Here is a 24,001-nt window from a genome sequence, read left to right on the forward strand (position 1 = left end):
TGAAGGGGGAAGAATCCCCCTCGCTCCAGCCCCGACTTACAAGTGCAAAATGCGGCATGTCATGCCCGCCACCGAGCGGGCATCGCCTCTATCTGTCAAAAACACATCGTCGGGTCTTACGCTACCCCTTCGAGCGGGTGCTCAAGCGCCGCACCCGCAACGCCCGGGCTTAACTTTTTATGTATATTACAGACCAAGAATACCGATGACTGTTTAGCCAAATCTGGAAAATGGATGATGACAAGAGACCAAGAACTTACAGAACTTCTAGATTCCTGCATAAGAACTTATGCTGTGGAAAATCGTTTCTTGGAATTCAAAAGCAATCACGTAAGTCCTGAAGATTTGGGAAAGTACATATCGGCTCTTTCTAACGGGGCTTGCCTTGAACAGAAGGACGACGGCTATCTCTTTTTTGGTGTTGACGACCATTCACATAAAGTTGTTGGAACTTCATTTGACATTTCGATTGCAAAAAAGGGAAATCAGGACCTTGAACTTTTTCTTCGCGTAAATACGACTCCGAAAATCAATTTCCAAGTAGAACGTTTTTTCTACAAGGGAAACGAAAATTGTCCAATATCGGTTTTCATAATCCCTGCGGCATCCGAACAACCGACATGTTTTCAGAACATTCCCTATATCAGGGTAAATAGTTCGACAACGAATTTGCGGGATTACCATGATTGGATGCGTTCCATTTACAACTCAAGAACGGATTGGAGTAAGGAAATAATACCTGAAGCATCGCTGGATGATCTTGACCCTGAGGCGGTCATTAAAGCTCGCCATGGATTTGCCGAGCGGTATCCTGACAAAAAAGAATACATTGATTCTTTAGATGATTCCACGTTTTTGGATAAGGCGAAAATAACGGTTGGTGGAAAAATAACCCGAACGGCTTTGTTGTTGTTGGGTAAGGACGAATCATCACACTACTTGAATCACATTTCCCAAATTGTTTGGCGATTGAATTCTGGCGATGAGCAGGCAGGTGATATTTTCTCTCTTCCGTTTCTTCTCTCGACCGACCGTGTTTTGGCTAAAATACGCAATTACAGGTTCAAAATTTATCCAAGCAACAGTTTAATTCCGGCAGAAGTTTGGAAGTACGATACCAAGACGATATTGGAAGCTTTGCACAATTGCATTGCCCATCAAGACTATAGTGCGAATTCGAGAATTGTCGTTACTGAGGAAAAAGATAGCCTATGCTTTGAAAATGCAGGCTCTTTCTTTGATGGCAACTTTGAAGATTATATTCGCGGACGACGGACTCCTGCCCGTTACAGGAATCCGTTCCTTGTTCAGGCGATGGTCAACTTGAAGATGATTGACACGCAGGGCTACGGCATCCATTCGATGTTCCTTAGCCAACGTAATCGCTGCTTGCCCATGCCCGATTACGAAAGCACGAAGGAAAAAGTCGTGCTGCGTATTCCAGGAACGGTCATAGATGAAAATTACAGCAAGATGCTTTTGGAGAACACTTCCATCGGTTTGGATGAGGCTGTGTTGCTTGATGCCCTCCAAAAGAAGAAACCTTTATCTGCGGAAGCGATTAAGCTGTTGAAACGGGATGGTCTTGTCGAAGGTCGTGGAAAAAACATTTTCATATCGAAATATGTAGCCTTGGCGACAAATCAAGAAAAGGAACACTCGCAGGCGAAAGGGCTTAGCAATACTAATTATCGAAATATTATTTTGGATTACTTGAGGGACTACGGCGAACTGAGCAAGTCTCAAATCTATGCAATGCTTCAGCAGTATTTGCCGACGACGTTGGATGATCGTCAGAAGAAAAGCAAGGTGGAAAATTTGCTTTCTAGTCTTAGGATGGCAGGGCGGATTCAGTACAATGTTTCCAAGAAATGGGTCCTATCAAAGATGGATAAAACCTCTTAAATTTAGTACGCAAGTTTGAAATTTAAGAGGCTTTTTAAGAGGAAATTGGCAAAATTTGCCTAAAAAACGCGTTTTAACCTCTTAAATTAGTTGCTTTTACTTTTTTTTAAGAGGTTTGGGAAAAAAGTTAAGAGGCTGCATGCACCCCTAATTCCAATTTGGAATAAGCGTCTGGCGGTCCAAGATGGGGCGTTTTTGGCGATTTTTCGCACAAAAACAGGCTGCTTTGTAAACTTTTGTTGCGTCTGGGCTGTATTTAAGTTATTTTTAGATTGGACATATTAGAGAGTTTAGCTCTTGTTCTCTAAGTGAAATCTCGACAGTTTCCCTGAACGAGAATAAGGCGAACGCTCACGCAGGTATGCCGTTTTGCGGTGTATCTCGGTTTGCTGTACCGGCCTTTTAGCCGGTCTTTGGTCATATAGCCAAAGAGCAACAGCCCTTTTGGGGCGTGGGTCGTTTGTGTTTATCGTTCAGAGGCAGTCGAGAGCCCCACTTAGGTAAATGCAACGATCTACGCCTTTCTTGTATCCATACAAATTTTGGCGAAGTTCATTGCGGTTCTACAGGGGCGAACTACAGAATTTTAAAACGATGGAGGCTGTTATGACACAGAAAGCAAGATGGTTCATTTCGCTGGCTGCTACGGTGGTGTTCCCGTTTGCACTCTCCGCTTGTGGCGATGAAGTGACCGAAGAACATATTACCCAAGTCGTAGAAGAAAAAATTCTGGTGGTTGCCGATGTATCGGAACTTCCTGATTGTTCCTTAGAAAATCAGGGCAAGCAGGTTCTTGTCAGGGGAGAGGCTTCGCCTCGCATCTGTGTTGATGGCAAGTGGATTGCTTCATTTGCTGAAACTCAGGATGATTTAAAATGCACTGCGGAATACTTGCCCGACGGTTCTGGTTTGAAAATCATTTGCAACGGGGATTCCATCGGTGTGGTGTTGAATGGAACTATAGGCCCACAAGGAGTCCAAGGTGAACAAGGTATTCAGGGCGAGCAAGGACTCCAAGGTGAAAAAGGCGACAAAGGAGACCAAGGCGAACAGGGACTCCAAGGTGAAAAAGGCGACAAAGGAGACCAAGGCGAACAGGGACTCCAAGGTGAAAAAGGCGACAAGGGAGACCAGGGTGAACAGGGAATCCAGGGAGAGAAAGGCGACCAGGGTGAACAAGGAGCTCAGGGCGAGAAAGGTGACAAGGGTGATACGGGCGAAGGTTGCTCTGTTGAACAAAATGGGGTTCTCATTACGATTACTTGTGGCAACCAAAATGCTGTTGTTAATATCATAGGAGTATGTTCTGGTTCTAATGAAAATGTAGTTAAAGAATATGAAAACGCCTACTATGTTTGTCATTCTAATATGTGGGTGGATGCATCTGTGTTAGAATACGATACCTATGGAAAAATTTGTTTTGAAAATGGGGCGATTGTTGGTGGAGTTGTCGATACCATTAATAAGTATGTGTGCGATGCAGATACATTTAGAGTTGCGGATGAAAAAGAAGTTGCTTTGAGTAAGGGGTGTGTTAGCTATACAGAAAATGATGTCGTTCGAAAACAAATTTCTGATGAGCAGGATTCTGTTTATGTTTGTAAAAATGGCGTATGGAGCGGCTCTCTGGGTAAACATGTCGTGTACGGGACACTATTGGATAAAAGAGATCAAAAAACTTATAAGACGGTTGTCATAGGTGAACAGATATGGATGGCAGAAAATCTAAACTACGCCGATAGTATAAGTTACCCTGGTATGCAAAAACGTAACTGGTGTTACTATAATAATTGTGAAAAGTATGGTCGCCATTATAACTGGGCCGCAGCCATAGATAGTGCTGGCACTTTTAGCACCAATGGAAAATATTCTGGCTATGAACGGCTATATGCGCTGATTTATCCTGTTCGTGGAATATGTCCTGAAGGGTGGCATTTGCCTGATAGCACAGAATGGAAAACGCTGTATTCTGCGATGGGCTTTTCCCCTTATGCTATGCAGGCGGTGGGCTATGAAAAATGGCCTGACGCATTGGATACGTATGGGTTCTCTGCACTTCCCGCTAGTGTTCGCGATAATAGCACAGGCTTTGATTATTACTTCCGAGACATGGCTATATTCTGGAGTTCTACTCAGAAGGACTTTTATTCGGCTTATGTGTTGTATTTGGATAAGAATTCCGCGAATGCTGCCGGCATTGGTAATAAACGCAGTGGTTACTCAGTTCGTTGTCTAAAAAATTCTCTGTGAAACTTTTTCTAGACATAAACCATGGCGCTTTATTATTGCGGTTAATTCACTCGGTGGTAGGATTTATTAAAACAAGTTTTTCGTTATGAATCTAAAATTAGACAATTCAAAAAGGATTGGAATGTGGTAAAAAGAAGTAACATTTTTAAAAGTGATACCTTGTTGAAAACAGCGGCATCCGTTATTGAAAGAACGTTTGGGTTACCTAATGGATGTGTGAAGTTAGTGAAGAAAGATGGTCGTAAAATGCGTGATGATGCAGTGGTTAAAACATTAAGAAATCACTGGGAGAAAGAATGATGAAAAAGAAAATAATTGATGCATCGTTAAGCAAGCGTTTGGGTGTAGATGTTTGTGCTCAAGATTTCTTAGAAGCCGAATTGCCGTATTTACAATGGGAGATTATCTATATCTCGGATGAAACGGGTGATGCGGAAAAAGAATATGTGCAATATGAAGCAAATGATGAAATGTCTGAAGAAAAATACGAAAATACAAATCTGTGCCCTGGGGAAATAGATGAGATTAATTTAGTAGATGGGAACATGGTTGAAGTTGACGATGTTGAATCGTGGGCGGAAGAACAAATTGATTTGCTCTTGAAAAAGAAACCTAAGGTTGTTCGTGCAATTTTGAAGGAAAGACTCCTTGGAAAAAATACGATTGATGCAGAATACGAACCAAGGCGCTCTTTTGCGTGGTCTCGCACACTTGCGGAAATCGCTCACATATTGGAAAAGGAAAACTGCTTGCCGAAAGGGACTGTTGTCTTCCGAAAAAAAGGAGCCGTTTTAAATCTTCGGAAAAAATTGGCTTGCCTGTATCAAAATAAATAATTGATTCTTCTGTAAAATTGTTTTCATAGCGCTGTCAATTTTGTTGGGAACCTAAAAGAAGTTTTGTAGATTTTTCGTTATGCTTTTGTAAATGACAAAGGCCCCGGATCTGCATCCGAGGCCTTCAATTTTTTCTAGATCCTTTCGACTTCGTGCCTTGCGGCACTCCGCTCAGGATGACACCAGTGCGTGGCAGCGGCTATTCCTAGCCACTAACCACTGTTTACTAATTACGCCTGCTTGTAGCTTTCGAGCGATTCCACGCGGAGGCTCTTCACGAAGTTGTAGTGCTTTGCGACTTCGGCTTCGGCGAGGTTCAAGTACACCTTCATGCTCTTGTCGAACAGTTCCGGTGCCTTGGTGGCGTCGCGGAGGAGCAACTGGGTCATCACGCAGTTGGCGGCGAGTTCGTACAAGTGACGGCTGCAGAGGTCGGTGAATTCGTTGTTTTCAACGGACTTCACGTATTCAATAGCTTCGTTGTACTTTTCGTCCATAGCCTTGGCGCGAGCCTTGAGGCTTTCGTATTCCGGGCGAACGTCCATGGCTTCGAGTTCTTCGAGCATGAGGCCGTAGCTGCCGGTGGTGATGTGCGGAAGTGCTGCAACCGTCTGCAACTGCGTCGTGCCTTCGTAAATCGAAGTGATACGAGCATCGCGGTAGAGGCGCTGGCAAGCGTATTCGAGCATGTAGCCCGAACCGCCGTGAACCTGGATACAGTCGTAGCTGTTCTGGTTTGCGTATTCGGAGTTCATGCCCTTGGCGAGCGGCGTGCAAGCGGAAGCGAGCTTCTGGTAAAGTTTGAGTTCCTTCTTTTCGTCGTCGGTGAGCTTGCGGGTGCGTTCGATGTCTTCGAGGCACTTGTAGATATCGACGTAACGAGCTGTCTGGTACAAGAGGGCGCGGCCTGCATCGAGACGAGCCTTGATGTTCGAGATCATCTCGTAGACGGCCGGGAAGTTCACGATAGCCTGACCGAACTGCTTACGGTCCTTGGCGTAGGCGAGAGCTTCGTTGTAAGCCATCTGGCTGATACCCACGGACTGAGCGGCAATGCCGAGGCGTGCGCCGTTCATGAGGGCCATCACGTACTTGATGAGACCGAACTTGCGGCGGCCGCAGAGTTCAGCCTTGGCGTTCTTGTAGACAAGTTCGCAAGTCGGGCTTCCGTGAATACCGAGCTTGTTTTCGATGCGGCGAACGTCAACGCCACCGTCGCGCTTGTCGTAAATGAACATGGAAAGACCACGACCGTCGTGCGTGCCTTCTTCGGAGCGGGCGAGCACCAGGTGGATGTCGGAGTCGCCGTTCGTGATGAAGCGCTTCACGCCGTTCAAGTACCAGCACTTGTCAGCTTCGCTGTAGGTGGCCTTGAGCATCACGCGCTGCAAGTCAGAACCTGCATCCGGTTCGGTCAAGTCCATGGACATCGTTTCGCCGGCGCAGATGCGCGGGATGAAACGGGAACGCTGGTCTTCGTCGCCGAATTCATAGAGCGTTTCAATGCAGTCCTGGAGGGACCAGATGTTCTCGAAACCGGCGTCTGCAGAGGCGATCATTTCGTTGATGGCCGTGTAGGCGGTAATCGGGAAGTTGAGACCGCCAAAGCGGCGCGGCATCGTGACACCGTTGAGGCCAGCCTTGCGGGTGGCTTCGAGGTTTTCGTAGGTCTTGGATGCGTAGCGGACGCGGCCGTTTTCGCAGTGCGGACCTTCGGCATCCACGTCTTCGGAGTTCGGGAAGACCGTGTTTGCGGTGATGTCGCCAGCGACTTCGAGCACGCGGTTGTAGTTGTCCATAGCGTCGGCAAAATCTTCCGGCGCATAGTCGAAATTGTCCTTGTCTGCAAAGCCGTTTTCCTTGAGTTCGACAATGCGCTGCATCAAGGGGCTGCTTTCGAGGTTGAATTTAATCTCGGGGTGATCTGTGTAGAAATTTGCCATAGCGCTTACTTGTTGTTTGCCTTGTAATACTTGATCATCTTCGGGAGAACTTCTTCGACGGTGCCGTTGATCACGTAGTCAGCGATAGCGTTGATCGGAGCTTCGGGGTCGGAGTTCACGGAGATGATGATACCTGAATCCTGCATACCAGCGAGGTGCTGGATCTGGCCGGAAATACCGAAAGCGATATAGACCTTCGGGCGAACCGTCACGCCAGTCTGACCGATCTGACGGTCATGATCGACGAAACCTGCGTCCACAGCGGCGCGGCTAGCACCGACTTCAGCGTGGAGTTCCTTGGCAAGTTCGAACAGCATGTCGAAGTTTTCCTTGGAGCCCATGCCGTAACCACCGGCGACCACGATCGGAGCGCCCTTGAGGTTGTGCTTGGCCTTTTCCACATGGCGTTCGAGCACCTTGACCACGTATTCCGTTTCCGGAACGTACTTGGCCACGTCGTGCTTGATGACTTCGCCCTTGTAGTTCGGGTCCACGATTTCCTTCTTCATCACGCCTTCGCGGACGGTTGCCATCTGCGGGCGGTGTTCCGGGTTCACAATCGTTGCGACGATGTTACCGCCGAATGCCGGACGGATCTGGCAGAGCTGGTTTTCGTAGAACTTCTTCACGCCACCGATGCTCATTTCGAAGCTGTCGATTTCGAGTTCGGTGCAGTCAGCGGTAAGGCCGCTGTGCATGGCGCTAGAGATGCGCGGGCCGAGGTCACGGCCGATAACCGTTGCACCGAGCAAGCAAATCTGCGGCTGTTCTTCCTTGAAGAGGTTCACCACGAGAGAGGCGTGCGGGTTGGTGGTGTAGGGGAACAGGCCTTCGGCGTCGAACACATGAACCTTGTCCACACCGTAAGGGAACACCTGTTTTTCGATGCCATCAAGGCCCTTGCCAGCGCAAATGCACTCGAGCTGAACGCCGAGAGTGTTGGCCAACTTGCGACCCTTAGAAAGCAGTTCAAGGGAAACGTCAACGACGGTGGTTCCCTCAATTTCGCAATATACAAATACGTTATTCATAGGTTAGCCAATAATCTTCCCGTCTAAAAGTTCCTTGATAAGTCCTTCAATGTCGGCGTCGCTTGCGGAGAGCGTGCGGCTTTCCTTGGCCTTGAACACGATGTTCTTGACGGCCTTCACGTTCGTCGGCGAGCCAGCCTTACCGATCTGGGCAGGGTCGGCGTCGATGTCGGCTGCACCCCACTGCGGGATGTCGAGGTAGGGCTTCTTTGCGATGAGAGCTGCGTACTTGTCTGCATCTTCCGGCTTGCGTTCGGCAACTGCAGTAGCGTTCTTGAACTTCATGATGCGCTTTGCATTGCGCGGACGGCACGGAGCTGCACTGCCGTTCACGGTTACGACCAGCGGGAGCGGTGCTTCCACAGTTTCGACACCACCGTCGATGTGGCGGCGGATCACGACCTTGCGTGCCTGTTCGTCGAGCTTCAAGATTTCTTCGGCGTAAGTGACCTGAGTAAGTCCGAGCTTTTCTGCAATCTGCGGACCGACCTGTGCAGTATCGCCGTCGATAGCCTGGCGGCCACCGAGGATAATGTCGTAGTCACCGATCTTCTTCACTGCCTGGGCGAGCGTGTAGCTCGTAGCGAGCGTGTCAGCACCACCGAGCGGGCGGTCCGTCACGACGTAACCGCAGTCAGCACCGCGGTACAAAGCTTCGCGGACGACTTCGGCAGACTTCGGGAGACCCATGGTCAAGACGGAGATGGTGGAACCAGGGAACTGGTCCTTCAAACGAAGGGCTTGCTCCAGGGCGTTCAGGTCTTCGGGGTTGAAGACCGCGGGCAATGCGGCACGATTGATAGTACCCTGCGGCGTCATGGCGTCCGGGCCTACGTTTCGTGTATCAGGTACTTGCTTTGCAAGCACAACGATTTTAAGACTCATATTACTATAGTGTTTTAATTTAACGGTTAATTGAAAATCCTGCTACTCTGCAAAATTTTACGCAGTATAAAATAGAATTTTCTCTCGAATGTCATTCCCGGCTTGACCGGGAATCGCCATATTCATTCGTAAATTATGTGTAAGAAAACTGTGATGATTTCGTAAGATGCGGTTTTGCGCAATGAGGGGGAGGGTTGGACTAAAGTCCCAACTGTTCGGCTCAATCATGCCAGTCCGTAAACGGCCTGTCGCGATACTCACCTTAAGCAGTTGTCCCCCTGATTACAGCCCCGGCTTACAATGTCATGCCCGCCACCGAGCGGGCACCTCCTTCTCGTATAGTATCAAAGCATTCCCGCCGGGTCTTCCATCACCCCCACGTGCGGGCTTCAGACGCCAGACCACCTAAAGGTGGCCATGTCCACGTAAGCGCTAAAGCGCTAAGTGGCCAAAGGCCGTCACGCCTGGCTTGGAAATGCTGTTAGCTAGAGCTTTATTCAAAACTTACTGAAGCCATTTCTGAAATTAAATATGGTGCAGAATGTGTTGATGCTGAAAAATTCTTGAAGGATTTAATGAAATCACCTTCAAAAAAGAATAATGACTATTCGCAGCAAATCAACAAGGTAAAGTGAAAACTTTTTGCGTTTTTTGCTAAAGTTTTCAGTAGAGCGTGGGGCTGTGCTTCCTTAATTTCGGGCGTTAATCCGCTTTCAAAGCGAGATTCATCAAAGTTGCAAAATTCAGCGAGCGCCCCCATGTCCGAATTTCTTCTCGTATAAAGCGAGCCCGGATTTTTTCATGTATTCTTTTTCAGAGATGGTCTTTTCTCCGGCAACAACCTCAGAATTTTTTTTCTTAAATACGAATCCCTCTGAATCTTTAATATATATATGTGGCATAATTAAACAGTTTTTCAGGTGAAATTTCGACTTTTTCAGATTGGGTAAATATTGTTTGCCAAATCTGTTCTTGATGGAGTTTGTTTCAGCCCTAGTAGTATCATTAAACCTAAATCTTTGCCAATGCAAAAAGATGATTGAATCTGTTTTGTGCTTTGTTCAGCCATTTTGAGATTTCTGTTTCGTTTGCTATTTTTGCTAGCTCTCTTTTGAAATCACTGAAATAAATTGAAGCATTGTCTAAATCTTTCTCAACAAGGAATGTGAGTTTTTCGTTGTCTTCGGAATCGATTTTTATGTGTAGTATCGCAGAAAATCTGAAAAATCCTTGTCCTTGAAATAAGACTTCTTTGACTTTATACAGATGGACATTTCCTTTTATTATTTTGGAAACACCTGCATCGAGGACTGATGTATGCTCATGGACAATAATCCAATTATTTGCGTATTTGCTGTTTAGTAAAGCTATGTCTCGAACTTTATTTGCTTCGTAAACAGTTTCCAATTCTTTATTGAGCTTGTTGATGTCGGCTTTTATTTCTTCTAGTGTTCTCATTTGTTATACCAATCAGATGTATGATATATTTTAATATATCTTCATTTACAAATTGCCGCAAGTGCTTTGATTTTGTGATTTAATAACAATGGTGGTGAAATCTTTTCACTATATTTAACACGAAAATTTTCTGAATAAGGGGAGCAAAGTATGATTGCAAAAATTTTTGCGGTTGGTTCTGTGGCGGCGATGTTCTTGACTGGCTGTTGCGATAAGCGGGCGTCTTGTGAAGATTGCTCGAAATATGAGGAGAAGTCCGCGGCGGTTCAAAAGTCCGCGGCAGTTCCGGCGGAATCTCGGGATGCCGCGACTCTTGCCGAGCAATCCAAGCAAGCCGTACTTCCCGAGAAACCTCAAGAATCTCTTTCGCTTTGGAATGATCATGCTCCTGCGAAAGATTCTCTCGAAGCGTTTGTGCGTGCAACGACTGATTCGACCTCTCCAGATTTTATCCCGGCGGAACGCCGCATTGCTGTTTTCGATTGGGATGGTACGCTGTTCCTCGAAACCGCTCCGACGTATTTTGATTGGATGCTTTTCGAGCACCGCGTTCTTGACGATTCCACTTACAAGCCTTCGAAAAAGCAGTTGAAGGCGGCACGCGAGGGCCGGGAAAAGAAGGTTTTTCCGGGGCTGAGCGCAGAGCGCGAACGCATGGTGGCTGAGGCTTACAAGGGCATGACGCTTTCGGAATTCGAAGCGTATGTCCGTGCGTTTATGCAAGAACCGCAGCCGGGCTTTACGGGACTCAAGCGTGGCGAGGCTTATTACAAGCCTATGGTCGAAGTGGTGAAATTCTTGACGGCGAACGGCTTCACGGTTTACGTGAGTAGCGGTACGGAACGCTATACGATGCGCCCAGTTGTTGTTGACGGTCTCGGCCTCCCGCCTAAACAAATTATCGGTTCCGATGTGGTCGTGGTGTCAAACAACCAAAAAGGTGCGGATGGCCTTGCGTACACATTCCAGAACGGCGACAATCTTGTACTTGCTGGGCAGAGCATTATCAAGAATTTGCAGACGAATAAAGTAACGACTCTCGCGAGCGAAATCGGTTACCGGCCGGTACTCGCCTTTGGCAACAGCGGTACGGATGCAAGCCTCTTGAATTATGCAATTTCCAACAACAAGTACAGGGCTATGGGATTCATGCTGCTTTGCGATGACTTGGATCGCGAATATGGCAACGAGGCGAAAGCCGAAAAAATGCGCGCTGCAAGCGAAAAGTACGGATGGATTCCCGTGTCCATGAAAAACGACTGGAAAACTATCTACGGGGACGGTGTCCAGAAGGCAAAATAAAATGCGCAGCGGGTGCCGCGCATTCCGAATTACTTCGCTATTTCCACGTAAATTCCTTTAGGCAGGTCGGGCATCTCGCCCGACTCTGTTCTTTTACCGACGGGTTTTCCGAGCGCATTGAAAATCATGTTTCCGGGCTTGCCGCGTTTTGAACTGCGAATGTTTGAAATCCTCGTTGTCTTTTGCGGTATCGTGACCGTGATTTCAAAAGTGACTTGCTTGCTTTCGTAAACGACCGCTTGTCGCACGGTGAACGAATCTCCGGCCTTGACTTTGTTCGGCATGTGTCCGATTTTTGTGGTCATTGTCGAAAGGTCTACGTTAGAATAAACGATGCTTGACCCGTTCGGATCCCAGGCAACGATTTTGCCGTCGGCGTCAAACCAGTGTCCGGTACCTTCGCCGGTTGTGTTGCTGTTGAGGCTTCCGTTGGGCTCTACACCGTAGAACTTGACTTTATTTGCAATTTCGTTTTGCTTGATGTCTAAAATCTTGGCGACATCGCTGCCGTTCAGGTCAAGCGTTACGGGGGCGTAATTGTCGCTAATCGGGAGTGTTGTTTCAAGTGCGATTTTCTGAACCGTGATTTGGACAGAGCTGCTCGAGCTTCTCGGTGGCGTCACGCTAGACGAACTCGACGAGCTTGAAACAGCCGGCGCACTTGACGAACTCGACGCAATCCCTGTTGAACTTGACGATTCTTGTGCTGGGCAGTTCCCGCCTATGCAGAATGATAGCGTTTCTCCGGGCGTCCCGATGTCCGTAATCTTGAGTCCTGTTTTGGAGCCGTTGTACCAGCGGATGGCGGGGTACTTGTCGTCCGAAAATTCAGGGTAGGCGCTGTAACTAAAGAATGCGTTTGCTGCACTGCCTGGACTTGGCCATTGGTCGGCGACGTTGTCGTTGGACTTGCCTGCGGCGTTTGCGTGTACGATTCGGAGTCCGAGCTTGTCGGCAGAAGAATTAGCGCCAATTGAAAAATCGTAATGTTGCATCAAAAGGCCGCTTCCCCTAAGAACTTTGTTGCGGCCCGTGTTCCGTACGTAAGACCAAACTAATCCTTCATTGTCAGGCCTTGCGGGGTTCTTGTAGCGGTAGCAGACTTCGCCTGGCTTTGTCGTTTCAAGGCTCACGTCGTTGCTGGTTACGTCTACGAATGGAATCCAGCCCTGGTCCGCACGGTAAAAATCGTTGATGGCGACTGGATTTAAGTCGTTTGCGCGGTTACCCATGGTGCAGTAATCCCCGTACCAGTAAAGGTCTGGCCAGCCAAAAATCATGTGTCCCGATTCATGCACAAAGACGTAAATGGAGAATTTGCCGGGCATGTCCGTCATTTGATGATGCGTGAGCCGGACTCCGTCGCGCCTTTCGTTGGACCATCCGGAATGCGGCCAAAGGCCTTGTCCCCATGTTTGTCCGGGGCCTGCGTAGACGATGTTGATGGCTTCGGTGGTGCCGTCCTTGTCATTGTCGTAGCGCGAATAATCCACCTGCGAATCGAAATACGCGAATACTTCTTTCATGAGCGAATCCGATCCCGTATATCCTTGCAAGCTTTCATACCAGGATTTGGGATGCTTTGCGCGGTACCAGCCGAAAACTTCGTTGGTAAGGTCGAGCTGCCCGTTCGAAACGTCTAGATAGTAGTCGCGCACGGATCCGTTACAGCCGTCCCTGTTGAACCCTTCCTTGTTCAGCCATTCTTCAACGTCGGCTACCGAGACGGGCGCCTTCTGGTCTGAAAAATCGACGAGGAGCGTGAGACTATAAATTTTGCCCTTTGGGGCTGCATAATGGCTCTTGTTTTGTGTGACAGGCGTTCGTGCCAAGAGAAAACTTGGCTTGTCTGTGCTTGGGTTGTTGAATGTCGGTCGAGCCTCTTCGGGCCATTCCTGGACGCGTTTCCCCTGATACACGATGTCTGCAAAAAGCATCGTTGGGAGTAACAGTAAGCTAGATAAAACGCCAAATGCAATTTTTGTTTTCATAAAAACATCCCTTTCTCTTTTTAGAAATACATTAATTTGCGGAAAGAAGGTATATCGTACGAAAAATGCAAGGACTATTAGTATTGTTTATAGCCTATTTTTATTACATTTCCCCCGAGACACTAATAACTAATGACTAATAACCAGTGACCAAATTATGAAATTCAAACGCATTCTCCTCAAGCTCAGTGGCGAAGCCCTCGCAGGCGAAAAGGGCCACGGCATCGACAACCAGATTCTTTCTGACATGGCCTCCGAAATTGCATCCATCGTCAAGCAGGGCGTTCAAGTAGCTCTCGTGATTGGCGGCGGCAACCTCGTTCGCGGTATTTCCGCTTCTGCAGGAGGCATGAACCGCGCCCAGGGCGATGCCATGGGCATGCTCGGCACCGTGATGAACGGCCTCGCCATGCAAGATGCTTTGGACAAGCAGGGTATTGACTCCGTCGTGATGTCCGCCATCCGCATGGAACCGGTTTGCGAATTCTTCGACCGCCGCAAGGCTCTCAAGCTCTTGTCCGCTGGCTCCGTGGTCATCTTCTCTGCCGGTACGGGTAACCCGTTCTTTACCACAGACAGCTGCGCCGCTCTTCGCGCTATCGAAAGCGAATGCGATGTCATCATGAAGGCCACCAAGGTCGACGGCATCTACACGGCCGACCCGGTCAAGGATCCGACGGCCACTCGCTTCGACGACATCAGCTACAAGGAAGTCATTTCCCGCGGCCTCAAGGTGATGGACACCGCAGCCGTTGCTCTCTGCATGGAAAACAACATGCCCATCTTTGTGTTCAAGATGGAAAAGGGCAACCTCACGCGCGCCGCTATCGAAGGCGACCTCGGCACTCTCGTGCATTGCTAAAAAATCTGAATCTGCTAAGCGCTCGTTCGTTGATAAAAAGTTAGATTTTCCCTAGAGGAATACTATGGAAATATTTGACCAGGTTATCGACAGAAACGGGCGCAATTTTGTTAAGAACAATGAGGACTTTTTAAGGAACGTGTTCAAAAACGACCCGGATGTGGAAAACGTTGTTAAGGACGTAATTCCATTGTGGGTGGCGGACATGGATTTTAAAAGTCCTCCCGCGGTGATTGAGGCTATCAAGGACTACGCCGATTACGGTATCTTTGGTTACCCGAGGTCTGGCCCGAAGGCCCGCAGAGCCGCTATCGAATGGTATAAACGGCGCCACAACTGGGTGATTGAAGACGATAGCCTCCTTGCCGCTCCGACGGTGATGTTTTCTGTGGCGATGGCGATTCGCGCTCTTTCAAGGGAAGGCGAGAGCGTTATTATTTTCCAACCGGTTTATCCGCCTTTTGCCGGAGTTGTTCTTGCGAATAAACGTAACCTGGTGGTATCGGAACTGGGATTGCAAGACGGCCGCTACGAAATAGACTTTGAAGATTTTGAAAAGAAAGTTGTCGAAAATCATGTGAAAGTCTTGCTGTTCTGCTCTCCGCATAATCCTGTGGGTCGCGTGTGGACCATCAATGAACTGAAGCGGCTTGCTTCGATTGTGGAACGCTACGGGGTGAAGGTCATCAGCGATGAAATCCATTGCGACTTTGTCTTTGATGGGCATGAGCATATTCCTTTTGCTAAGGTGTCTGAATATGTGAAGCAGAATTCTATCACGTGTATTGCACCGACCAAGACTTTTAATTTGGCTGGAATCCAGGGCTCGTTTTGCGTAGCTGCGAACAGAAGTCTGAAGGTCGCTATTTTGGAACCTTGGGAAGCGACGGGCTTGCATACTCCAAGCGGAACCGCATTTGCCGCCATGGAGGCTGCTTACCGTTATGGCAGTGAATGGTTTGATTCCTTGCGAGAATATATTTATGATAACGTAAAGCTTGTGGAAGAAGCTCTCAAGGAAACGAAAATAAAGGTGATTCCTTCTGAAAGTACATACTTGCTTTGGCTGGATTGTCGCAAAATGGATGTGCCTCCCAATACGCTTTTGCTTAAGTATTTCTTGAAGGAGGCCCATGTGTGGCTGAACGAGGGATTGACTTTTGGCGAAGGGGGAAGGGGCTTTGTGCGCATGAACGTTGCAAGTCCAAGGAGCGTCCTAAAAGAAGCTTTGCGCCGCATAACATCACTGAACGCGGTCAAATAAAAAACTCCACTTTCTTTACGAAAGTGGAGCGTGTTTGAGGGTTTTAGACAGAACTTAGATAGAATAGTCTTTTTCCATCATGCCGTAGTCGATGAGAATTTGTTCCAAACGGTCCTGAGTCATCGGTGTCGGGATGGTGAGAAGTTCGTTTTCATCAATGTTCTTTGCGAGTTCGCGGTAGACGTTTGCCTGAGAACATTTGGGCTCGAATTCAATCACGGTTTTCTTGCGGATTTCGGCTTGCTGCACGACGTTGTTGCGCGGCACAAACTGGATAAGCTGTGTGTTGAGTTCCTTGGTGAATGCACGGAGCAGGTCAAGTTCGTTGTCAACATTACGGCTGTTGCAGATGATGCCGCCCAAGCGGACTTCGCCGCGTTCGGCATACTTTGCAATACCCTTGCAAATGTTGTTTGCTGCGTAGAGGGCCATCATTTCGCCAGATGCGACAATGTAGATTTCCTTGGCCTTGCCTTCGCGAATCGGCATGGCGAAACCGCCGCACACCACGTCACCAAGCACATCGTAGAACACATAATCGAGATCTTCGGTGTAAGCGCCGAGCTGCTCGAGCATGCTGATGGAAGTGATGATGCCGCGGCCTGCACAGCCTACGCCTGGTTCCGGGCCGCCGGATTCTACACAGCGTACGCCTTTGAAACCGACCTTTTCGAGGTCCGCAAGTTGGATTTCGGTTTTGTTGTCGCGTATAGTGTCGAGAACCGTTTTCTGGTGAAGGCCGCCAAGCAAAAGACGTGTAGAGTCTGCCTTGGGGTCGCAACCGACAACGAGAACGTGCTTACCTTGTTCGACAAGCCCGGCGGTCAAGTTCTGGGTCGTGGTGGATTTGCCGATGCCGCCCTTGCCGTAAATAGCGATTTGACGTAACTTCTTTGACATTGTGTCTCCTTAGGATTTTATTCCCTACAGAAACACTAGGCGAATGTGAATTTAGGTACTTTTTGGAGCGAAGACAAGCCAATTGGGTTGTATTTTTTTATAAAGTCAAGAAAAAAGCGGTTGTTTATAAGCCTAATCTTTTGTACGGTATATGTTTTTTCTATAAGAGTGATTTGAAATTTTGTTGGCTATAATAAGCGATAGCTATTATCTATAACTTGAGGCTTTTTTCCATTTTTCTTAAAAAAAGAAACTCGTTTTTATTGACATTCTTTTATTGTAGACCTAATTTTGTCCTCAAAACAGAAAAACCTCTCTACCGGAACACTAGGCAAAAACTCCAGGTAATTGAAGAAAATTACATCCGAGAGGTTTTATGACAGAAAAAAAATTTGAAACGATGCAGCGCGAGCATCCGTGCTTTGGTGGCTGCAAAAATAATAAAGGCCGTATTCATTTGCCTGTTGCACCAGGCTGTAATATTGAATGTCGCTTTTGCGACAGACGTATAAATGAAGACGCCCAGATTCCTGGCAATACGAGCAAGGTAATTAAGCCTGAAGAAGCTTGTGGCTATATTCGCAAGGCGTTAGAGTTTGTTCCAGAACTGACTGTTGTCGGTATTGCGGGGCCGGGCGATACGCTTGCGACGCCGTTTGCTTTAGACACGTTCCGTCTCGTTAAAAAGGAATTCCCGGATTTAATCCGTTGCATGAGCACTAATGGACTTTTGCTGAATGACAAGGCGGACGAAGTCATTGAAGTGGGAATTGATACTTTGACGGTTACGGTGAATGCCGTGGACCCTGAAATAGAAGCGATGATAAATGCAAAAATCGCATATAAGGGAAAGATTTATCGCGGTATCGAAGCGGCGGAAATTTTGATCCATAACCAGTTAGAAGGCATCCGCAAGGTCTCTCGTGCCGGTGTTATGGTCAAGGTGAATACGGTACTTTGCCCAGGAATTAACGACCACCACATAGAGGATGTCGCAGCAACTGTCAAGGATGCTGGGGCTATTATATACAATATTATTCCGCTAATCCCGCAGAACGGTTTCAAGGATTTGCCAGCCCCGACGCCAAGGCTCTTGGCAAAAGCCCAGGAAGAAGCTGGTGTGTTCATTAACGTGTTTAAGCATTGTTCCCACTGCCGTGCTGATGCTGTGGGTGTGCCGGGCGTTTATGATGTGGGTGCCCAAATCTACATGGACCGCATCCGTGTAAAGGAGACCTTTTCGCATGGCTAAGTATAAAGTTGCAATAGCTACAAATGACGGTCTCTATGTGAATGTGCACTTTGGCCATGCCGCCGCCTTCGATTTGTACGAGGTAGACGAAGATTCCGGTAAATATGAATATATCGGGATTAGGCAAAAGCCAGAACATTGCGATGGCACTTGCGGACACCGTGAAATTGAAAATTCGTCGATGCTTTCGGCTGCGAAGAATTTGGAAGATGTTGATTACGTGCTGTGCGAACAGATTGGGCCCCATGCGATTCAGGCTCTTGCCCGCTTCGATATTCGCGCCTTCGATGTCTCGCTCCCGATTGCCGAGGCTATCGAAAAAATCAACACGTACCGCGTCAAGATTAAAAACAAGCAATCTCTTAGAAAAGGATAACACATGCCATTTAACTTTAAAAACAGTAACGTAGCCGTGCGTGAAAATCGCCTCGGATCCATTACGGGGTTCAAGGGCGATTTGGAAACGCTCGTTCATCGTTCCCAGTGCGGCTCCTTGAAGAACCGCGAGCGTTGTTTCAGCCAGTCCAGTTCCTGTCTCTCTGGCTGTGCCCTTTCGCAACTGCAGGGGATAAGGAACGTTGCCATCATTTACCATGCTCCAGCGGGTTGCACGGCGATGGCGTCGGGCACGGATTCCCTTTATCGTCAGATAGCAGACAAGATAAATGAAACGACGAAGTCTGTGTACATCTGCACGGACCTTAACGAAAAAGATACGGTTTTCGGTGCAATCGAATCCCTGCGTGAAGCTATTTTCCACGCTTGGGATGAATACCGCCCGGAAGCAATTTTTGTCTCGTCCTCTTGCGTGTCAGGCGTGATTGGTGAGGATATCGATGGTCTCGTTGAAGAAATCAAGGACGATTTTCCAGTTCCGATTATTTCTGTCCATTGCGAAGGCTTCAAGAGCCGTATTTGGGCGAGTGGTTTTGATATTGCCGACCATGCAGTGATGCAGGGCATCGTGAAGCCGCCTAAAGAAAAACGTAATACGATTATCTTCAAGAACTTCTTTGAAACGGAACGTCCGTTCATTACGGAACTTTTTCGCCGCTTTGGCTACGAGACGCAGTTCCTTTATGTGAACTCCACTGTAGAACAACTGAGCCATTTGAGCGAGGCTGCTGCAACGGTTTGCATTTGCGGAACGCTTGGCACCTATTTGGGCAATGCTCTCGAAGAAACTTACGGTGTTCCTTACATCCGTACGGTGAACCCCAATGGTATCATTGGCTTTGAAACGTGGCTCCGTGAAATTGGCAAGACGATTGGCAAATCCGAGGAGGTAGAAAAGTACATCGCGGAACAGCGTGCTATTTACCTCCCGCAGATTGAAGAAATCAAGAAGGAACTCAAGGGCCTCCGCTGCGTGATTGGTATGGGCCCGGGCTACACGTACGAAGTTGCCCGCGTGCTGATTGAGCTTGGCATGGAAGTGGTTTACGGCCTTGCCTGGCATTACGACTACAAGTACGATAATGGTGATGTCCCGCCGGCTCTCGAATACCTCAAGGAAAATGCCCCGAAGGATTTGCAGCTCTCTGTGGCAGACCAGCAGAACTACGAAGTTTTGAATATTTTGAACCGCTATAAGCCGGATTTGTATTTCAGCCGCCACCCGGGTACGACCGTGTGGGCGATTAAGCAGGGCTATGCCGCCGTATTCGTTGCTGACGAATACATGATTTTCGGTTACGAAAAGACCTTGCGTTTTGCAAAGACCGTGCTTGACACCGTGAAGAACCGCAGCTTTGAAAAGAACCTTGCTGCACGTATTAAGCTGCCCTATACCCAGTGGTGGTATGACCAGCCTGTTGACAAACTTATCAAACAAGAAGGGGAACGCTAACCATGGCAAAAATTCTCGATCAACCTCGTTACAAGTGTGCTCTCGCCGCTATGCAGACGGTGCAGGCCATTCCGGGTGCCATTCCCGTTCTCCATTCCGGTCCGGGTTGTGCCGCAAAGCTCAATGACAACAAGGGGACTAGCGGTCGCTTTAGCCCGAACATTTATCCGTGCACTAGCATTAGCGAAAAGGAAGTGGTGTTCGGCGGTGCCGAAAAACTCCGTTCTACCATCAAGAATGCGTTGCGCGTGATTGATGCCGATTTGTTCGTTGTGCTTTCCGGTTGCACGGGCGAAATTATTGGTGATGATATCCAGTCTGTTGCCGAAGATTTCCTTGATGAAGAAAAACCGGTTGTCTGGACAAAGACTCCTGGCTTCAAGGGTAATAACTACTTGGGCCACGATTGGATTTTGACAAGCATTCTCGACCAGTACATCAAGGGACCTGTTCCTGCCCAAAAGACAAAAGGGCTTGTGAACTTGTTTGCTGGCGTGCCGCAACAGGATCCGTATTGGCTTGGTAACCTTCGCGCTTTGGAACGTCTCCTTGTTGAGATTGGCCTTACCCCAAATACTATTTTTGGATTTGGTCGTAGCATCAAGAACCTGGATAAGATTCCGGAAGCGGAATTCACGATTCTCGTGTCGCCGTGGGCTGGCATTGAAAGCGCCAAGTTTATCGAAAAAAAGTTCAACGTTCCTCTGCTCCATTATAAGACACTCCCTATCGGGGCGACCGAAACGAGCAAGTTCCTGCGCGCAGTTGCTGATTTTGCAAAGCTCGACAAGGAAAAGGTTGAAGATGTTATCCGTCATCACGAAGCGGAATTCTTCTACTACGTGGAACGCTTTGCAGATACTATCCTTGAAACACGCGTGCTTGGCAAGCACTTTACCGTGGCAGGCGATAGCCAGTACACCGATGCTGTCATCAAGTTCCTCGTGAATGACATGGGAATGTTCCCGGAAAAGTCTTTCATCACTGATGATGCTCCGGAAAAGTACCGCGAAGAAATCCTGAAGGAAATCAATGACTTGAATTATGGAATCAAGGCTGATGTGGAATTTACCACGGACGGCTTCCAGATTCACGAAAAGATCCGCAAGATTGACTTTGACGGGCCGGCGCTTATTTTCGGATCGAACTGGGAAAAGAAACTCGCCATTGAACTGGACGGTCTTTTTGTGAACGTGTCTTACCCGATGAACGAAAAGATGGTCATGAATAGCTTTGTTGCTGGTTACGAAGGCGGCCTCCATGTGTTGGAGGAAGTCTACTCTGTAGCCCTCTCCAAGCTTAACCTCTAAAATCCACGTCCCAGTTTCCTTAGGTGTGGATCTCCCGCAGCGCAAGTTGCGGGAGTTTTTTAATGGAATGAAGATTATGATTACGTATAAAATGGATACTGAAAATGTGGATTGGCAGGAAGTTCATGATATCTTACATGAGGCTGGACTTTCGGACTTTTCGCCAGAAGAGCAAAAGGTAATTTTCACCCACAGCACCATAACCGTATTTGCCATGGATGGCGCAAAAATTGTGGGCGTTGCCAGGGCGCTTTCGGATACGCTCAGCCAGGGGGCTATTTTCAATGTCGCCGTTCGCCCGGCGTATCAGGGGCTTGGTGTCGGCACGAACATGATATCCCGTGTTCTTGAAAAACTGAAAGGGCAGAATGTGATTATTTACACGAGCCCTGCGGGGGTGTCGTTCTATGAAAGGTTTGGCTTCAGGCGCTGCAAAACGTCGATGTGCCTGTTTGCCGGCGCTCCGGAACACTTGCAAATGCTGGAAAATGGCGGTTTTATGCTTCCGGAAGGATTCCGTTTTGATGGAGAACCCAGTCGGAAAGTGTGAAAATATCGCAATTCAAAAATTAAATATTACCGTGCATAAACAAATTTTATATGTATAAAAATTTCTAATTGCACATGATAAAGTAGAGCTAAAACTTCGAGAAAAAATAAAATTTTTCTCGATTTTTTTTATGCGTTTACCTTGTTCCTCTTTTGATAAACTTCTATCTTCATTCATGCAACAATCGCCTAAGGAAACAGCGAAAAAAATCGTAGGGACGCGGACACATCAACCCTTAATCAGGAGTGTCCACGACCATCTCATACAAATTAAGGAAATCCGAAACCTTAACGCGGGTTACCATCTTCTAACCATTACATTGTTCTAGACTCGTCTAGAGTCGAACGCTTTTGAATATTTAAGAGCGTGAAAATTTGATTGCGTAAAAAAAATTGGTGTTTTACGCAGTTTCCTCTTGCAACCCTAAAAACTTTAAAAAAAACATAAGGAGCTTTTACATGTTAAAGAAATCTGCAATCATTCTCTCTATCGCTGCTGCTACTTCTTTTGCTGAATGGGACTACTATGGAGTTCCCGAAGTGGGGCATGGAACAGTAAGTCTTGCTGGCCATTACTGGTACAATGGCGACTATCATTCCACGGATTTGGACGTGAATGCGTTTGTGGGCGTCTTCAAGAACTTGGGTTTGAGCGTCCAGGGTCTCGGTTACCAGTTCTTTGGTGACCCCAATGACGAAACAGAGGAAGGCAAGGGCTTCAAGGACTTGACCGTTGGCCTCAAGTACGCTCTTGGCAGTAACGCAGGCGTTTTTATCGATGTGGGTATTCCCTCGGGCGCTGACGAAGTGACAAACGATACCTGGAGCGTCAAGGGCGGTTTTTCCTGGGTCATCCCGGTAACGGAAAAATTGGGAATCGGTAATGAATTTGGCCTTACCATTCCGTTTGAACATGATGGTGTTAATCCGGGTATTTCTGCCAACTACGGTTTTGAAATCTATTACAATTACGAATCTGGTTTCACGCCGTTCTTTGGCTTTGTGTTTGCAAGCCAGCTGACCGATACTGTTGTAAAGACGAAAAAGGAACACCATCCGGGGCATTTCATCGAAGAACGTGAAGAATCCGGTGCCGGTACATCCAACATCTCGTTCTGGTTTGGTTCGACGTATAACGTAAATAAACACTTGTCTTTTAGCCTGTACACTGATATTGAATACGCTCCTGCGGCTTACTATTCCGGCTACATCCTGAAGGCTAGCTACAACTTCTAAAAAATAACGGAAATTCGGGCGCTACGGCTGAACAGTAAAGATGCGCAAGGCGCCTGAATTTCTTTTCTAAAAAATGGAGACTACTAAAATGAATTTCAAAAAGATCCTCGTGGCAGCCGCCACAGCACTCACCCTTTCCACCCAGGCTTTCGCCGCCAAGGATGCCACCGTTAAGATTGCCTATTACGCAGGTTCTCTTTGCGGAGCGCCGTTCCATGTGGCTTACCTGAATGGATACTTCAAGGAAGAATTCGAAAAGATTGGTCAGAAGTTCGAACTGGTGCAGATTGCAGACAACACGTCGGCCAATGACCTGATTGCATCGGGCAAGGCAGACGCTGGCTTTGATTTGCTCGCCACAGAACTCCAGCCCATCGAAAACGGGCTCCCCATCACGTTTATCTCTGGGCTCCACACCGGTTGCACCAAGTTCTACGTGAAGAAGGGCTCCAAGATTTCGAGTGTCAAGGATTCTAAGGGCAAAAAGATTGGCGTCATCGGTCTTTCTGACAGTTCCGTGATGTCTTACCGCCGCAAGCTCCGCGAATACGGAATCATTGCAGACGGCCCCAATGCCGAAGTGGAATTTGTGGTTTACACCGCCAACGACTTGCCGATTGCTCTTGAAAAGGGCGCCGTCGATGTCATTGCGCTTCATGACCCTGCCGCTGAGACTGCCGAAAAGCAGTTCGGTTTCAAGAAGATTCTCGATACCGCTACCGACCCGAAAATCGGTAAGGAATACTGCTGCCAGGCTTTCATCACCCTCAAGCTCTTGAAGAAGAATCCCCAGGCTGCCGCCGCCATCCATCGCGCAGTCCAACGCGGTGCCGCCTTTGCTGCCGCAGAACCTTACAAGACTGCCAAGCTGCAAATCGAAAGCAAGATTGTTCCGGGTGACTTGGAATTCAACGCAAAACTTTTGGCCTCTTACAACTTCATTCCTTCTGCAAAGCTCGGTTACGAAACTTTCAAGACCGTCGCCAAGGAACTGCAAGAGACCGGAGTTCTCAAGAAAAAGACCAATATAGACAAATTCATCAAAGATCACTACGCCGATTTCGATGCTCTTGGCATCAAACTTCCGGATGGTTACGAATACGATGCCAAGACCGGCAAGTTCACCGAACGCTGGGAAGCCCCGAAGTCGCTTGTGAAGTCCATTTAAACAAGGAGAT

General features: G+C 47.8%; 20 protein-coding genes. 14 read left to right on the forward strand and 6 right to left on the reverse strand.

From position 1 onward, the window contains the following. The first annotated feature begins 42 nt into the window (after positions 1 to 42). The 4 genes from B3A20_RS15065 to B3A20_RS15080 all read left to right on the forward strand — a co-directional run bounded on the left by B3A20_RS15065 (position 43) and on the right by B3A20_RS15080 (position 4,991). The gene (locus B3A20_RS15065) at positions 43 to 1,905 is read left to right on the forward strand and encodes an RNA-binding domain-containing protein (protein ID WP_290766555.1); all 1,863 of its coding nucleotides are present in this window, start codon (positions 43 to 45) and stop codon (positions 1,903 to 1,905) included. Positions 1,906 to 2,511: 606 nt separating this feature from the next. Further along, positions 2,512 to 4,155, forward strand: a complete 1,644-nt coding sequence (locus B3A20_RS15070) for an FISUMP domain-containing protein (RefSeq protein ID WP_290766557.1) — start codon at positions 2,512 to 2,514, stop codon at positions 4,153 to 4,155. Positions 4,156 to 4,278: 123 nt separating this feature from the next. Then, a complete protein-coding gene (locus B3A20_RS15075) occupies positions 4,279 to 4,455 on the forward strand; it encodes a hypothetical protein (RefSeq protein ID WP_290766559.1) in 177 nt (58 codons plus the stop codon). Further along, positions 4,452 to 4,991 carry a hypothetical protein gene (locus B3A20_RS15080; protein WP_276990570.1) on the forward strand — a complete coding sequence of 180 codons (540 nt, stop codon included), beginning with the start codon at positions 4,452 to 4,454 and terminating at the stop codon, positions 4,989 to 4,991. Before B3A20_RS15075 ends, B3A20_RS15080 begins: the two co-directional genes overlap by 4 nt. A gap of 230 nt (positions 4,992 to 5,221) precedes the next feature. On the opposite strand, the gene B3A20_RS15085 is transcribed toward B3A20_RS15080, so the two are convergent. From B3A20_RS15085 to B3A20_RS15100, 4 genes are all read right to left on the reverse strand, one after another. Beyond that, a complete protein-coding gene (locus B3A20_RS15085) occupies positions 5,222 to 6,934 on the reverse strand; it encodes an acyl-CoA dehydrogenase family protein (protein WP_014545690.1) in 1,713 nt (570 codons plus the stop codon). 5 nt (positions 6,935 to 6,939) lie between these two features. Then, positions 6,940 to 7,965 carry an electron transfer flavoprotein subunit alpha/FixB family protein gene (locus B3A20_RS15090; RefSeq protein WP_072827777.1) on the reverse strand — a complete coding sequence of 342 codons (1,026 nt, stop codon included), beginning with the start codon at positions 7,963 to 7,965 and terminating at the stop codon, positions 6,940 to 6,942. Positions 7,966 to 7,968: 3 nt separating this feature from the next. Continuing rightward, positions 7,969 to 8,850 (reverse strand): electron transfer flavoprotein subunit beta/FixA family protein, encoded by an 882-nt coding sequence (locus B3A20_RS15095; protein WP_014545688.1) that lies wholly within the window; start codon positions 8,848 to 8,850, stop codon positions 7,969 to 7,971. A gap of 1,011 nt (positions 8,851 to 9,861) precedes the next feature. Continuing rightward, on the reverse strand, positions 9,862 to 10,308 hold the full coding sequence (locus B3A20_RS15100; RefSeq protein WP_290766566.1) for a hypothetical protein: 447 nt from the start codon (positions 10,306 to 10,308) through the stop codon (positions 9,862 to 9,864). 150 nt (positions 10,309 to 10,458) lie between these two features. Here B3A20_RS15100 and B3A20_RS15105 point away from each other — a divergent pair, with 150 nt between their 5' ends. Then, positions 10,459 to 11,610, forward strand: coding sequence for an HAD family hydrolase (locus tag B3A20_RS15105; protein ID WP_290766568.1), 1,152 nt, complete (start codon positions 10,459 to 10,461; stop codon positions 11,608 to 11,610). A gap of 29 nt (positions 11,611 to 11,639) precedes the next feature. Here the strand turns inward: B3A20_RS15105 and B3A20_RS15110 are convergent, their stop codons facing one another. Beyond that, entirely contained in the window at positions 11,640 to 13,601 is a 1,962-nt protein-coding gene (locus B3A20_RS15110) for a M6 family metalloprotease domain-containing protein (RefSeq protein WP_290766572.1), read from the reverse strand. A gap of 157 nt (positions 13,602 to 13,758) precedes the next feature. On the opposite strand from B3A20_RS15110, the gene pyrH reads away from it, so the two are divergent. Beyond that, on the forward strand, positions 13,759 to 14,463 hold the full coding sequence (gene pyrH, locus B3A20_RS15115) for a UMP kinase (RefSeq protein ID WP_072827780.1): 705 nt from the start codon (positions 13,759 to 13,761) through the stop codon (positions 14,461 to 14,463). A 64-nt stretch (positions 14,464 to 14,527) separates the two neighbouring features. Further along, complete coding sequence (locus tag B3A20_RS15120) at positions 14,528 to 15,727, forward strand: MalY/PatB family protein (RefSeq protein WP_290766577.1); 1,200 nt, start codon at positions 14,528 to 14,530, stop codon at positions 15,725 to 15,727. Positions 15,728 to 15,781: 54 nt separating this feature from the next. Here B3A20_RS15120 and nifH read toward each other — a convergent pair whose 3' ends face one another. Next, positions 15,782 to 16,627, reverse strand: a complete 846-nt coding sequence (gene nifH, locus B3A20_RS15125) for a nitrogenase iron protein (RefSeq protein WP_290766581.1) — start codon at positions 16,625 to 16,627, stop codon at positions 15,782 to 15,784. Positions 16,628 to 17,003: 376 nt separating this feature from the next. Between nifH and B3A20_RS15130 the strand changes: the two genes are divergently transcribed. The 7 genes from B3A20_RS15130 to B3A20_RS15160 all read left to right on the forward strand — a co-directional run bounded on the left by B3A20_RS15130 (position 17,004) and on the right by B3A20_RS15160 (position 23,991). After that, complete coding sequence (locus B3A20_RS15130) at positions 17,004 to 17,879, forward strand: radical SAM protein (RefSeq protein WP_290766584.1); 876 nt, start codon at positions 17,004 to 17,006, stop codon at positions 17,877 to 17,879. Beyond that, positions 17,872 to 18,255 carry a NifB/NifX family molybdenum-iron cluster-binding protein gene (locus B3A20_RS15135; RefSeq protein ID WP_290766587.1) on the forward strand — a complete coding sequence of 128 codons (384 nt, stop codon included), beginning with the start codon at positions 17,872 to 17,874 and terminating at the stop codon, positions 18,253 to 18,255. Before B3A20_RS15130 ends, B3A20_RS15135 begins: the two co-directional genes overlap by 8 nt. 3 nt (positions 18,256 to 18,258) lie before the next feature. Continuing rightward, the gene (locus tag B3A20_RS15140; protein ID WP_290766590.1) at positions 18,259 to 19,728 is read left to right on the forward strand and encodes a nitrogenase component 1; all 1,470 of its coding nucleotides are present in this window, start codon (positions 18,259 to 18,261) and stop codon (positions 19,726 to 19,728) included. A 2-nt stretch (positions 19,729 to 19,730) separates the two neighbouring features. After that, positions 19,731 to 21,038, forward strand: a complete 1,308-nt coding sequence (locus tag B3A20_RS15145; RefSeq protein WP_290766593.1) for a nitrogenase component 1 — start codon at positions 19,731 to 19,733, stop codon at positions 21,036 to 21,038. Between the two features lie 76 nt (positions 21,039 to 21,114). Next, a complete protein-coding gene (locus B3A20_RS15150; RefSeq protein ID WP_290766595.1) occupies positions 21,115 to 21,588 on the forward strand; it encodes a GNAT family N-acetyltransferase in 474 nt (157 codons plus the stop codon). A 458-nt stretch (positions 21,589 to 22,046) separates the two neighbouring features. Then, positions 22,047 to 22,823: a hypothetical protein gene (locus tag B3A20_RS15155; RefSeq protein WP_290766598.1), complete on the forward strand. Its 777-nt coding sequence runs from the start codon at positions 22,047 to 22,049 to the stop codon at positions 22,821 to 22,823. A gap of 88 nt (positions 22,824 to 22,911) precedes the next feature. Further along, entirely contained in the window at positions 22,912 to 23,991 is a 1,080-nt protein-coding gene (locus B3A20_RS15160; protein ID WP_290766601.1) for an ABC transporter substrate-binding protein, read from the forward strand. Positions 23,992 to 24,001: the final 10 nt, after the last annotated feature.

The organism is Fibrobacter sp. UBA4297 (genome assembly GCF_002394865.1).
Taxonomy (GTDB): domain Bacteria; phylum Fibrobacterota; class Fibrobacteria; order Fibrobacterales; family Fibrobacteraceae; genus Fibrobacter.